Source organism: Niabella aurantiaca DSM 17617 (genome assembly GCF_000374125.1).
In the GTDB taxonomy this organism is placed as follows: domain Bacteria; phylum Bacteroidota; class Bacteroidia; order Chitinophagales; family Chitinophagaceae; genus Niabella; species Niabella aurantiaca.
Genome location: NZ_KB893643.1, coordinates 155,841 through 168,178 on the forward strand (window position 1 = coordinate 155,841; position 12,338 = coordinate 168,178).

Annotated in this window: 18 protein-coding genes; all 18 read right to left on the reverse strand. The window is 44.1% G+C overall.

Annotated features, from left to right (window positions below; all coding sequences use genetic code 11):
• Positions 1–120: 120 nt before the first annotated feature.
• The 18 genes from B160_RS0117300 to B160_RS0117400 all read right to left on the reverse strand — a co-directional run bounded on the left by B160_RS0117300 (position 121) and on the right by B160_RS0117400 (position 12,201).
• Positions 121–603 carry a hypothetical protein gene (locus tag B160_RS0117300; protein ID WP_018629186.1) on the reverse strand — a complete coding sequence of 161 codons (483 nt, stop codon included), beginning with the start codon at positions 601–603 and terminating at the stop codon, positions 121–123.
• A 58-nt stretch (positions 604–661) separates the two neighbouring features.
• The gene (locus tag B160_RS0117305) at positions 662–1,192 is read right to left on the reverse strand and encodes a hypothetical protein (protein WP_018629187.1); all 531 of its coding nucleotides are present in this window, start codon (positions 1,190–1,192) and stop codon (positions 662–664) included.
• A gap of 2 nt (positions 1,193–1,194) precedes the next feature.
• A complete protein-coding gene (locus B160_RS0117310) occupies positions 1,195–1,617 on the reverse strand; it encodes a hypothetical protein (RefSeq protein WP_018629188.1) in 423 nt (140 codons plus the stop codon).
• Positions 1,614–2,087 carry a hypothetical protein gene (locus B160_RS29490; RefSeq protein WP_018629189.1) on the reverse strand — a complete coding sequence of 158 codons (474 nt, stop codon included), beginning with the start codon at positions 2,085–2,087 and terminating at the stop codon, positions 1,614–1,616. The genes B160_RS0117310 and B160_RS29490 overlap by 4 nt, the downstream gene beginning before the upstream one ends.
• Before the next feature lie 310 nt (positions 2,088–2,397).
• Positions 2,398–2,763 (reverse strand): DUF6706 family protein, encoded by a 366-nt coding sequence (locus tag B160_RS0117325; protein ID WP_018629191.1) that lies wholly within the window; start codon positions 2,761–2,763, stop codon positions 2,398–2,400.
• Positions 2,763–3,071: a hypothetical protein gene (locus B160_RS0117330; RefSeq protein WP_018629192.1), complete on the reverse strand. Its 309-nt coding sequence runs from the start codon at positions 3,069–3,071 to the stop codon at positions 2,763–2,765. The genes B160_RS0117325 and B160_RS0117330 overlap by 1 nt, the downstream gene beginning before the upstream one ends.
• A complete protein-coding gene (locus B160_RS0117335) occupies positions 3,071–4,159 on the reverse strand; it encodes a major capsid protein (protein ID WP_018629193.1) in 1,089 nt (362 codons plus the stop codon). The genes B160_RS0117330 and B160_RS0117335 overlap by 1 nt, the downstream gene beginning before the upstream one ends.
• A gap of 25 nt (positions 4,160–4,184) precedes the next feature.
• Positions 4,185–4,853 (reverse strand): hypothetical protein, encoded by a 669-nt coding sequence (locus B160_RS30760; protein ID WP_018629194.1) that lies wholly within the window; start codon positions 4,851–4,853, stop codon positions 4,185–4,187.
• A 13-nt stretch (positions 4,854–4,866) separates the two neighbouring features.
• Positions 4,867–5,505, reverse strand: coding sequence for a hypothetical protein (locus B160_RS0117350; RefSeq protein ID WP_018629195.1), 639 nt, complete (start codon positions 5,503–5,505; stop codon positions 4,867–4,869).
• Positions 5,506–5,713: 208 nt separating this feature from the next.
• Entirely contained in the window at positions 5,714–5,941 is a 228-nt protein-coding gene (locus tag B160_RS0117355; RefSeq protein ID WP_040680034.1) for a hypothetical protein, read from the reverse strand.
• Between the two features lie 2 nt (positions 5,942–5,943).
• Positions 5,944–6,924, reverse strand: coding sequence for a hypothetical protein (locus B160_RS0117360; RefSeq protein ID WP_018629197.1), 981 nt, complete (start codon positions 6,922–6,924; stop codon positions 5,944–5,946).
• A gap of 309 nt (positions 6,925–7,233) precedes the next feature.
• Positions 7,234–7,728 carry an RNA-binding protein gene (locus B160_RS0117370; RefSeq protein WP_018629199.1) on the reverse strand — a complete coding sequence of 165 codons (495 nt, stop codon included), beginning with the start codon at positions 7,726–7,728 and terminating at the stop codon, positions 7,234–7,236.
• A complete protein-coding gene (locus B160_RS32575; protein ID WP_018629200.1) occupies positions 7,725–8,042 on the reverse strand; it encodes an HNH endonuclease in 318 nt (105 codons plus the stop codon). The genes B160_RS0117370 and B160_RS32575 overlap by 4 nt, the downstream gene beginning before the upstream one ends.
• Positions 8,035–9,471 carry a phage portal protein gene (locus B160_RS0117380; RefSeq protein WP_018629201.1) on the reverse strand — a complete coding sequence of 479 codons (1,437 nt, stop codon included), beginning with the start codon at positions 9,469–9,471 and terminating at the stop codon, positions 8,035–8,037. Before B160_RS0117380 ends, B160_RS32575 begins: the two co-directional genes overlap by 8 nt.
• A 145-nt stretch (positions 9,472–9,616) precedes the next feature.
• Positions 9,617–9,799, reverse strand: coding sequence for an FmdB family zinc ribbon protein (locus tag B160_RS0117385; RefSeq protein ID WP_018629202.1), 183 nt, complete (start codon positions 9,797–9,799; stop codon positions 9,617–9,619).
• On the reverse strand, positions 9,789–10,178 hold the full coding sequence (locus B160_RS0117390; RefSeq protein ID WP_018629203.1) for a hypothetical protein: 390 nt from the start codon (positions 10,176–10,178) through the stop codon (positions 9,789–9,791). The genes B160_RS0117385 and B160_RS0117390 overlap by 11 nt, the downstream gene beginning before the upstream one ends.
• Positions 10,179–10,196: 18 nt before the next feature.
• The gene (locus B160_RS0117395) at positions 10,197–11,663 is read right to left on the reverse strand and encodes a hypothetical protein (RefSeq protein WP_018629204.1); all 1,467 of its coding nucleotides are present in this window, start codon (positions 11,661–11,663) and stop codon (positions 10,197–10,199) included.
• A complete protein-coding gene (locus tag B160_RS0117400) occupies positions 11,650–12,201 on the reverse strand; it encodes a hypothetical protein (protein WP_018629205.1) in 552 nt (183 codons plus the stop codon). Before B160_RS0117400 ends, B160_RS0117395 begins: the two co-directional genes overlap by 14 nt.
• Positions 12,202–12,338 lie beyond the last annotated feature (137 nt).

Here is a 12,338-nt window from a genome sequence, read left to right on the forward strand (position 1 = left end):
GAATCGTTGCCATGAGCATGCAGATGTTGGCCCAGCTACGTTCATGCATAATCTCATCCCATGACATCCTGAAATACTTCATTACTCCTCCTATTGTTTCCCAAGTGCTATAGCTCTCACTCAGGCGCTGGGGTTCACCTTGTTTAGGCTTATGCCTTTCATCAAGATTATACCATTGACGAAAGGGACCATATCCGAATCCCTGTAAGCGATATTTAATATCTGGGCGTACTGTTCATGGCTCAACTCTGTTTTAACAAAATCAATAAGCCATTTTGTAGGTTCCTTCCTGGGATGGGATAACAGCACGGCAATGCAGTAAACAATATCCTCGTAGTGGGCCGTGATCATCTTTGAAAACACCAATGCTAAGGGCTCATTGTTATGAAATGGAGTTTCGTCAAGATCAGCCAACCGGTTTTGGATCCGGTGCTGTTGTGCGCCCCGAATGGGTACCACATCAAAGGAATACTTTACAACCCTTTCCTTTTTCCAAAACTGCCACCATTTCGGGGTTTCTTTCACTACAGCCGAAACGACCGCAGACCTTTCCAGCAGAACCTCCGCTTCCCTCCGGTCGATATACTCTTTTCTTATGTCCATAAAATAAATAGGGCGGCGATTAGCTCACCGCCCATTGGGTTCAGATTAGGTTAATTAATTAAGCTACCGGAGGTTCTGTTTCGATAACCGGGAAGTAGGTTGCGTCAACAGCCTGAGCCGTAAATGTGACCTGCCATTCAGGTAATCCAGATTTTTGGGTAATCGTATTTTCAACGAAAGAAACACTCGCATTGAAAATCTCAATAGTCTTACCCTGAATCAATTCAATTTTGATATACCGGTTAATCGCTTGCTGCTGAACCGGGGGGGAATACTTTGCCCCCACCGCAGGAGGTCCGGCAGATCCGGCCGTATATGTTCCGCCTTCCAGGTACGCCTTTAATTCAAGGTCGTTGCAATAGGTGGTTACAAGATAAGTCCGCGGACCAACTTGCGTTTTCAAGCGCGTCAGCGGAATATCACTCTCTTCAACGGGAATATCGTTAAACGAATCTTCGGCCTTGCCGTATACCGCTGTGTCAACCTTTGTGAAGGGCAACTCCTTTAATGAGGCGGGGGGCGTATTGTTTGCCACCGCATCACCCACCTTTAATATTTTAATACCATAAAACGGTTTGAAATTTGCCATGTTTACAATTTTATATTTTGTTGTTGATTCAAATTAACCGCCTGAACTAACAGGCGTTGATTATAAAAAGTATATTGTTTATCTTCCTCTCTAAGGATATTAATCCTTCCAAGTTTTGTATTGATTAAAGAAGTGTACGCATCTTCAAGTAGCGGCTTAATGGCATTGTGGACAACATCCAATCCGTTCCCGTCCATTACTCCATATAAGTCCGGAGCGTATATGTTGACATTCAAAATCACATCCTGAAGCTGCTCAAAATCGCCGGTAAGGAAATTGACAACCACAAACTTCTCTTTTGCATTAAAGGCCCGATCGTATTCACTCAATGCTACTTCACCAGGATAAACATTCTTTACCAGGGCTTTCACCAATGGCACCCAAATAAGGGATCGGACTTCTTGTATGGCTTGGAATGGGGTCATGCGGCTCTACTGATCTTCTTGTGAATTTTAAACATCCTATCCTTAATAAACCTGGCGGCTTCTCTTGCTCCGCCAGTTATCACGTCATATCCTTTTGCTTCGACATATAGAGCGTACTCCATTCCAGCAGTAACTACTATGATAAATCCTTTACGTGGCGCAAATTGCTGAGCTACTTCAATCGCTAATCCTTTGCCAATCGATGCGCCCACCTTTGGGCCTTCTTTTGGCCCAGAAGCATCATTAGGGTAGCTTTCAAAAGCCAGCTCCCCGTCCTTGTATATAATATACCCTTCCGAGTTGCGCAGGTTCGCTGTCTGGTCTTTAAACGTGTTTAACGACCTCATGTAAGCAACGGCCTTCTCTCCTGTTCTCTTGAACGCATCCAGAATAGTAGCTTCATACCGCTCAATATTCTTCAGCATGTATTCCTTTATCTGGAATGTGGTAAACTGCGGTACTATTGGCATAACACGTAAGCGTTTAAGCGACCTTTATTGAACTGGGTTACAACACCTTTGTAAGTTTGTCCGGACGTGCTATCGAAAACACTCAATTCTACGTCGAGTGGAACAACCGGAGTACTCAAGGGCATGTAAAACACAAACGATGGGGCCGTGTAATTACCATCTTCGCCACGCTGGATAAAACGCTTAACATTCGTATCATACCTACCTGTCAAATTCACAACAACACTCGTTCCAGAAGTAGGTAGTCCGCTTTCCGGATCGTACCCGCCGCCTGTTACTTGTGTGAACGTCGCTGTGTCATCATACCAAATCATGGACGGTAGAGTAAGTGTGAAATGTCCCTAATTTTTGGACGCATGCTATACCTATCAATCAAAGAGCTACAACCACTATCACTTACCAAACCGTTTATTCTGGCTTTCAAATAAGGGGATGCCGAATCGTAAGAGATACTCATCCCGCCTTCTGAAATTGATCGAATGCCTGTATTAGCGTTCGCCGATTTCAAAACCTGATTGATCAGCGCATCATAAAAGGCGCAATTGATAGGGTTCGATTTTGACTTTACCCAGGAGCCGTTAGGATCTATACCAGACACATTCAGTATATCCGAAATACGCTGATCCGGAATTGCCGAATCGTCCAGTAACACCTTGAAGGCTTCCAGGTTGGTCATTATTTTTCTTTAATCAGTCCGAGCTTTAAAAGATCTGCGATCCTTTGCTTATCGAAAGAGGCCGGGATGTCATCCCCCACGTTATACGCCTTGCTGAAGTTGTCTTTATCGACAAATTGAGCCGCGATGACATAGGATTTTGACTGTGATGGATCCGGTGCTTCAATAATCACCGAGCTGTCGGCAGGTATTAAACCCGTTGTAATTCCTTCGCCATCCACTACCGAATCGGAATCCGGGATTACCGGGTCAACAATTGAACCCTCAATACCCGGATCAAACTGGGCCTGTTTTCTTGGTCGTGCCATTATGCTTGTACTGTTTTAGTGTCAAGAATATAGAGGGCATCTCCATTAATCGCAGGAGCTACACGGGCCTGAGACTTATTGTATTCACGCAGCGACGGTTTAGAGTCAACCCCGTGAGATACCAGGATGTACTCATTCGGCTTTGTGTATACAACGGACTCGTCTCTGTGGTTATCTTCGGCCAAAGTTGCATAAACCAGGTCCCCAACATTCCTGTCGGTAAGGAAAGTAATTACACCATCCTGCCACGGGGTTTTATTGGAAATAACGCTGTTCTTTTGCGCCTTAAACTTCCGGTTTACGATTTCCAATGTAATGCCCCATTTGCGCTGAAACAGTGCGATTACAGTTTCCTCGTCCAAAACAGGGATAATGGCCTTATCTCCTGCAAAACCCCTAACAAATGCAAAATATTGCATGAATTGAGGGTCGGAAAGAAGGGCGGTCACTGCGGTGCGGTCTGCCATAGCATGAACGAACACGTCTCCATTCAGATCGGCCGCGTCAACAACCTTCTGAATGTCATCCATCCGCTTTGCAGTCGGATCCGACCAAACGATCCCAACACCGCGCTTGTGGTCAACAGGAACCTGGTAATTCAGACGAACACCATCAGTTCCGGTATTGTCATCATCTTTGGTAAGACATACCCCGGTGGAAAGTCCTTCCAGCAGCATGTATTCCAATCGTTCATAAATACCAGATACAACGTTCACCGCATCAGCAAACAGAGCGGCTACAATCTGCCTATCGGGTACACCTGTTGCTACCATCGTATCCAGTTCTGTAAGTTGGGTTTCATTCAGGCTAAACTCCATACCCATTTTCGCAATACGCCCGGACGCTCTGGATGAGGTGGGTCGGCTTTTCAGCGGCAAGGATGAATCCATTGCTACCACATCGGCCATCACCATCCGGTTATTTATGATAACCGTATTCCACATACCTGTTGCGGAATACTTAGGCGTAAGCATTTGAGTGAAACGGTAGGGCTGCAAACGTTTTTCATCGTTCAGCTTATTAACCACCCGGATCGTAATGCCTGGCAGGTATTTTTCAGCCCATTTTATAAATAAATCTTGTGCCATTTAATCGGTTAATTTTAATTGTCAATTACTTGTCATCGCTGCGGAAATCAATTGCCGGCGATAATGCTGTTTTGAGAGCTGATAAAATGCTGGATGAGTCAAACTGCATAGCCTTGGGGTTCACTGTACCGCGCACCATGATACCGGCGAAAGGAGCCTTAGCGGGAATGGTTGCAATTAGGATACCGGCATAAGTATGACCGCCGGGAAGTGCCCCATAGGAAACCGCATCCATGCTAACAGATGCCACGCGAATAGCGAACCCAGAACCACCTGTACCAATGTTTGCAGCAGAGGCGCTAAGATTATCATTCGCGGCATAACCGGATCCAGGATTTGTAATTGTCACGCCGGTCACAGCCCCGCCGGCTACAACTACCGTAGCTTGTGCGCCACTTCCAGAACCTCCTGTAAGAGATACATTAGTATATGTCCCCGCATTGGTGTATCCGGATCCGGGAGTAAGTGTCCCTAAAGCCAGAATAGCACCAGACAGAACGACGGGTAGCGGCTTATACTCGCTTGTGGCGGTTTCCTTGATGATCGGATGACCACCCCAGACGTGAGATGGCGCAAAACCCGTAACATCGAGTGTACGTCCGCCCCGGATAGTTTGGAAGTTATCAACGATGACAATGCTGTCATTCGGATTGATAAAGTCCTCCTGGGGGTTTATTAAATCAACTGTTGCCATTTAATTTTTTGTTTTAAATTTTAAAAGTGTCCACAACGGCGTCAAGCTCTGCATCGGGCACCTTGCCGCTGGTGGGTTGGCTGCCCTTCATCAGACCGCCGGTCTTTAAAACTTCCTGATTGTGTTGAGTGAGGTACTCTTTTTCTTTTTCGATGAACGAATTGTAATCCTCATCATCTTTGAATGCCAGGCGATCGAAATGCTCCAGTTTATTGGCTTTCATTTTATCGTCTTTCACATCGGCAAAAAGAGCTTCATAGCCTGATTTCCGCGTATTTGTCTGCTTCTCCTTCAGGAGTGAGTCAAAACGTTGATCATTCTTTGCCGCGTAATCCTTAAACCATGCAGGCGCTTCTTCACCTGGGTTAGGTTTTGGATCTGGTGCAGGCTTCGGATCTTCAGGTGTTGGAGTGGGTGCCGGGTCTGCTTTAGGAGGTGCCTTTAATTTGTTTTCCAGCTCAGCGATTTTGTCGTCTTGCTTTGCAATGTCTGCGAACGGGAATAGCGAATCAAAGTCCGTCACCGCTGCGTCTATTTCTGTTTCGTCTTTAACCCTTGCTTCAAGTTTAGCCGCAATAGCGTCCAACCTTGTTTTGCGCAGATTCAAAGCCGGGAATTTGGCTTTAATAGCCGCTACAATCTTTTCCTTCATGCTTTTTGAAAGTTTGTTTTAAAGAACTATTTCAAGGCAAAAATTGGAAATGCATGAAGCGCCTGAAAGCGCATGTGTACAATAGTTGAAATAGTTATAGCAATAGCTATGGGCCATACGTAAATGGCACCAACTTCCGGTAGATAGGGTCATAATAAAACCCCAGCCTAAGACTAAGCCGGGGTAAACTATCTATGAGAAAAAACATTTATTCTTTTATGTTGGCCAGTTTTTGAGCCTCAATAATAAAATCTGATACTTTGGAAAAGTTATCGTCCTCTTTTTTGTCACGATAAAAAGGAACTCCATCCCTAATCCCATATACCAATTTATTGCCTCCGATCATTGGTAGATTAAAATGCAGGCTGCGATTAAAGCAGGCGATAACATAATCAGATGCGACATCCCCATCTTTGTATTCAAATAAATATTCCATAATCAAAATTTAGTTTTAATATATTTCGAGTTTTCCGTAACCCAGTCGGGTAAGTTCTTCCATCCGCTCATGCGCTCTTTATTTTCGGATATCCATTCAATCATTGAGGACGGCGGATCGATCACATACCTGATCTTTGGCGGATCTTTGCGCAGCCCAAGCATATAGTCCTCATACCTGGACTGCTCGGCCTCGGAAACAAGAATAGGAATGGCTGCGCAGAGGCATTGTGTATGCCATCCTGGGAAAAGAAAGTCTCTGGGATACCGGCGGGCTAGCTTATCGCAGATATCATACCGTGGGTGAGAGTTACTCAACCTCACCTCAATACACTTAATGTACCACGCGTCTTTCCAGCGTTCATAGTCTGCTTTCTGATAGGCTTTATTGATCGTTGTCCGAGTAAGCCTCTCAGCGTTCTTGCGCGGGTCGTTGTACACTCCGGGACCGCTGCCTGCGTTTTTATAATGCGCCGTAACGAGCATTTTAGCAGCACTCTTGGCGGATCTACCTGTCTTCAGGGTGTCCACCATTACGTTTTCGATGCGCTTACGGTAGTTCTTATTCTGTTTCCAGATCCGATCTGAGAACTTCTTGCCAAAGTCCTTTTCTTTTAGGATCGATCTTACTGCAGCGCCGCTTCCTTTTTGAAATATCGCCTTTGCCGGTACCTTCAGGCGTTTAAACAGGTTTTTCTCGACGGAATAATTGAAATTGGATGAAAATGTACCGGCGTTTAATACCTGGCGTTCAATTTCCGCTCCGATGGTCTTAAACAGCTCATCTACAAGTTTGGCGATCTTATTTCTTGTAAGCGCGTCCAACCTGCGGCCATTGATCAGCCTGGCTTTTGCAATAAGTTGACCAACATCCGTAAACGAACGGCCAAAAAGCCGGTTAATTTTATTAACCAGCCTCAATATATCGCCACGCTTCTTTGCTTCGTAGGCTTTAATTATTCTTTCAAGGTCGCGCTGGGTCATTTCTTGTATGGTACAATATATATACCCATGTCGCCGTCGGTAGATATTTCAACACGATTTATGTCATCGTGTTTCTGTACTGCTTCTTTAAAATCTCTTATCAACTTTCGCTTGTTTATTTCATGGCGTTCCTTTATGAATTTCGCGAACCAAAAGGTTATAAAAAACACCTTTACTTCTACCTGAAAAGATACTTTTATTCCAGGCTGAAGCCCGCATCTGTTAATCATAAAGCCAAATCCGCAAAACACCTTCGTGAACAGTAAGCCAATTGAATAACTTTTCGTTTGATTCATCATAAAAATAGTTTTATCTTAGTGCAGCAATGTGGCGTTTAGCTTCGGCTACCGTAAATACCGGCGCCCTCATTCGCTCTATAAATGACTTCGCATTTTGTTTTATCGTCTTCTGTTTTTCACTAAAAGCTTTAGATGACCGCTCAACATCCGCAGCTACCCCGCTGCTCTTTTTAGGCCCCTTTTTTCTTCGGATATAAACTTTTCGTCCATCCAGGCGCTCAACCGCATTGACAAGGTGCCTGAATACTCCCACGCGTCCTGCCCGGCTTAAATATCGTCTCACAGCCATGAGTGCCCCCCTTATATCCCGGTTTAATATTTTCACATGAAACTTTTCAGATGCCGGGTAAGGAACCCCAACAAGTCTGAAATAGCTCGTAAAATCAGTCTTGAGTCTGTATTCAGCCTCATTGATTGGGAAGTTGTCCAATTTATCGCTGATGCCGACTTCCGGACTGTCCTTTGTTGTGTGAGGCCTGTCTATTGATGGCAATCTCTCAGTCATAGTTTATATTTACATATTTGCTTGCCCTTAAAGAATTTCATCCAGTGGTTAATGCTGCCAATTATCTGTTTGTAGTCAATTATCTGGTAGTTTTTCACCCTGGTTCTGTGTTTTAATAGCCGCTGCACCTCGGTAAGCCATATGTCCGGCTGTTTGTCAGCTTTCCACTGGTTGCACTCGTGGCAGCATTGAAGTATATTATCCGTATCATTCCCCGTTCTGCTCTTTGGGATAAAATGATCCCTGGTGCGTGGGTTAGCATCCGAAAATCTCCGCCTGCAGTAGCAGCAGTGGGAATGCAGAATATTACTCATCCTGATTCATTTGCATATCCAACTCGGCTGGGTCTGAGTCCTTCGCCTCCTTTTCCTTTTTTATACGGTTGTATTCAGCTAAAGCATCTTCAAACCACGGATTGAGCTTACATGCTGTTTCCAGGGAGATCATGCCGGCCTGATACAACTCTATCAGTGTTTGTATTTTGGTTATATCGTCCCCAGCCATATACGGTATAACCTTGACGCTGACTTTAATTTCATTCATTGAATTAGACCAAGCCTTATTCATTACACCAAGGATGCGCTTCACAATATTATATCTGCGAGTGAAATACACATCAAAATCCTCCATTTTGTTGAACACCTCCAAATGCGGGTCCATAAGTGCAGTTTTCAGCCCCTCACCAGAAAGAATGTTACCCATCCCTTTCATGGCGTCAAATGACATCATTGGTGTTCTGGTAAGGGAGTAGATTTTGCTTTCATTTCGGCTGAACTCAGAATCCACAGATTGTGTCGCGTTGTCCCATGCGATATAATCCAAGTCGGCATCCGGCCCCTCGATCTGTACAAAGTCGTCTATTTTGGAGGTAACTGTTGCATTTTTCGCTTTAAGAATGGGTATCGAGTGACGGTCATTAATGTCGCCATGGTTAGACGCAAGCGTGTCGTTTCTATCGCAAAGGCGCTGTACTTTATAATATTCAGTGTGCTTTTGGTACCCCCAAACCACAGGAATTAACCCCAGCTCCTTTACTCTGGAGTTTTCAAGGCTAACGAACGGGGATACATCTTGAGTCCATCCAGTATCTGATTTAAAATATCGCGCGTAGCTATCTTTGGTCCATGTCTCAAAATATTCTATTTCTTTTCCTTCAACATTTGTAATCACATACCCACGGGAAAAAGCGACCAGATCTCCAAGATCATCAAAAAACGGATAGAGCCTATCTCCGTCATCAGGCTTAAAAACCTGTAAACGAAACTTAATTTCGCTTTCAAATCCATATCTGTCTTGCTTATCCGCTTGCGATGTCGCCCAATATTCAGCGACCTCATAGTAAGAGAACTTTGTTCTTGCTATTTCTCTGTTCCGGCTATCAATCTTTACGTCTTCATTTACTTTCTGGATTGCTTCGAGAACCTTCTTTGCGTTGGCGTTAGTTGAATTGGTGCTTACAAGCAATGGATTCCCAAACATAAAGGAAACGCGCTTATCAATAATATCTGATTGATAGGCAAATGGAGTTCGGTTAACCTCTTTATATTCGACCTTAGTTTCAGAGCCTTCAACCTTGGTTACTTTTCGTTTCTCTCTCTTAGTAAGATCAGTAACAGCATGCAAATTGGGATCCAATTGCTTCTTGGCCTCCTCAATTTTATCATCAGTGGTTTTTCTTTGGGACTGTAAGTATTGTATCCTTTTATTAAGATCTTCTTCCTGTAGTATTTCCTCAATCTGCATGAATTATGCGTTTCATGCAAGTTGGTTTATGTTTTAAGGGTAACGAAATATGATAAGATAAGGATTGCAATAATTATTAAAAGCGAAAGCCGCTCTCTTAGAACGGCTTCTATACTACAGCAACACGTGGTTGCTAAGTTCTGTATTATTTACCCAGCCTTACGGTCCATAAATCAAATTCCATACTCAAATCCTCACCAAAATACGAATCATATTCGATAATTAAATCGGCTAAACATTCAGGACACTTTGCATTTACGCTCTCATACCTTTTAGCTTCCAATTCAATATTTAGCCCACAAGAAGGGCAGTCGTATTCAATTTCCATTAGTCATAACCATTTTGAAGTTCCAATGCCCGTTTTCGCGTAGAAAGACACCCCTCTTGTATGCAGGCTGATTCAAAGGCACCCATACATCTCCGTCCTTTGGATTAGGGGGCTCGTCTTGCCTGCAAAATACCGAAGACTTGGGTTGATCCATGCCATTCAAATACTGATTAATGTGCCTCTCCCAAATCTCCTGCGCTCTTTCTTTTGCATGATCCAAACTAATAAAGCCATTGGGCCCAGCGGTTGACGGATCAGAATACACACAATACAGATGACCTTCTTTATAAATTCTCAAGTCGATCGGGCAATTGACAGCCTTAATCGAAATCAAGTTATTAAACACCCACTCCAACGGTTTTATTGTGTACTGCTTCATATTCCAAATTTACAATTTTTAAAACCCTCCAGCAAAAACCTTGGAAAGATCCTGGGCTCCTTTTAACAGCTCCCTTTTCACTATTGCGCTCAGGCAGTCGGCGTATTCGTCATGTAATGCTTTAGGAAATGAAATAACCTGGCTTACAAACTCATCGTTCCATCCGCCAAACTCCAAAGAGACGCGGCCCGCCTCCACCTTCGGGCTTATTATGTGGACATTGGTTAATTTATCCTCCTTGGGGGGATCAGATATTGTCATGTTCAGATTGGTTGTTTTCTTAACCTGCTGCACAACGCTGAGGCCTGATGCTTTAGGCTCCGTGTATATCATTGATCCTTGCGTATATCCAACTCCGGTTAAATAGCTCGGTAGCCATGCGATAAAGTCCGGGAATTCCTTCCAAACGCTTATTGCAGATGTCAAAAAAACCTGATTGTTTAAAACATAGTACCCCAATATACCGGTAGGGTCATTAGTTGTTTTTTCTGTGTACGCCGGATCTATCTGGAAGCACATCCTCACTTTTGGCGGGCGAGAATTAACCACTGGAAACCATTCTTTCTTAAGTATCCCACCGCCTTCCGGTGCCGGGCGCTGCATCATCTGACCAGCGTACCCATAACTACCCAAATCCTCCTTTTGTGTGATTAGCACCTGCCGGGATGCCCTTACGGGGTCAAATAGTCCGTCCTGGTAATACTCTTTTAGTTCGGCAGGTTTTACATCTTCAGACAATTCGGCAGGAATGCAGATGTGTTTTATCCTTAATCCCTTTTTAGCAAGCAAATACCCGGTAGTATCAGCCTCGTGGAGCCGCTGCATAACGATTATGGTCACTGTCAAATCCTTGTCCACATTCCGGGAACCTAACGTTTGACTTATCCATTTGTTAGCCCTGTCTCTTTCCAAATCAGACGCAGCAATTTGCGGTGACATCGGATCATCCACAATCTTCAAATGGGCGTGAATCCCAGTAATTCCCGATCCGGTTGAGGTAGTATACCTTTCGCCCTTTAATCCATTTTTGAAGTTTGTTTTACCCCCGGTGGTGTTTTTCACCAGGTCCGGGTACATCTCCCTGAATTTATCGCTCGTGTAGATCTTGTAACACTTATCGGCTATATCCTCAGCCGGTGTTGAGGCGTAAGATCCACATATGTACCTAAATGACGGATCGACCGTCCAGCCCCATATTGGCAGCATTTCGGATATTATAGTTGATTTTGAGGATCCAGGGGGAACATTGATGATAAAGTAATCGTATTCTTTCTTTTCTCTCCGGGCCAGGCGTTCAACGACACACTGCAGCTCATCGCAAATTAGTTTGATATGCCAATTCCAAATAGGATCTTCGGCTATTATTGTGTCCCAAAAGTATTTAACAAACTCGTAAAATCCAGATTCTCCGGCAAACAATTGCTTATAAAGCAGTGTTACCGGAATGCTATTAATCAGATCTTCGAGTTCATTATTTCGCGACACCTTTTAACTTTATCAGCTCTTTTATGGTTGATTGACTAAGATTGTCCAGCTTAACAGTAGTGGTATTTGTATTTTCAGTTTTAACGTTAGCGTCAACCTCCTGCACCATCTTATCCATATACCCGTAATGGTTTTTGAGCAGAAATATATCCATTATTTCCCCCGAATAGGCTAAACGTAAGCGGCAAATATCCTTTATTTTCTTTATTAGCCCCAAAACGACCCCATCTTTTGGTAGTTTACTTTGAAATTCTTTCTCATTCCAATAGTCCCAGGAACGAAGATCTACGCCTGCGCACATAACAGCCTCTTCGGCGAACTTTATATCATTCGCTCTTACGATATTCGTGTTTTCCAGGCCGTTATCATCCGTCCCTAACACAGCAAGTATCTTGTTGAGTTCAGGAATCATTGTTTCGTCCGTCCACTTCACCGCTGCCTGATTCCCCGGCTTGAACCTTACGCCTCCGGTCTTTTCCTGCTTATGAACCGCTTTTTTCTTAGCTGGAACCTTCCTTATGTTATCCTTTTTTGCCATAGTAAAAAAGGGCCGAAGCCCTGTTAAGTTTAGCTACCCTGAGTTGATCTACTCACTCTTGGCCTTCCTCCGGCCGCTCTGCTCCTACGGGATGTGATAGGGGCGACCCTTCTGATACGTCTGCGCATGTGTTTTAA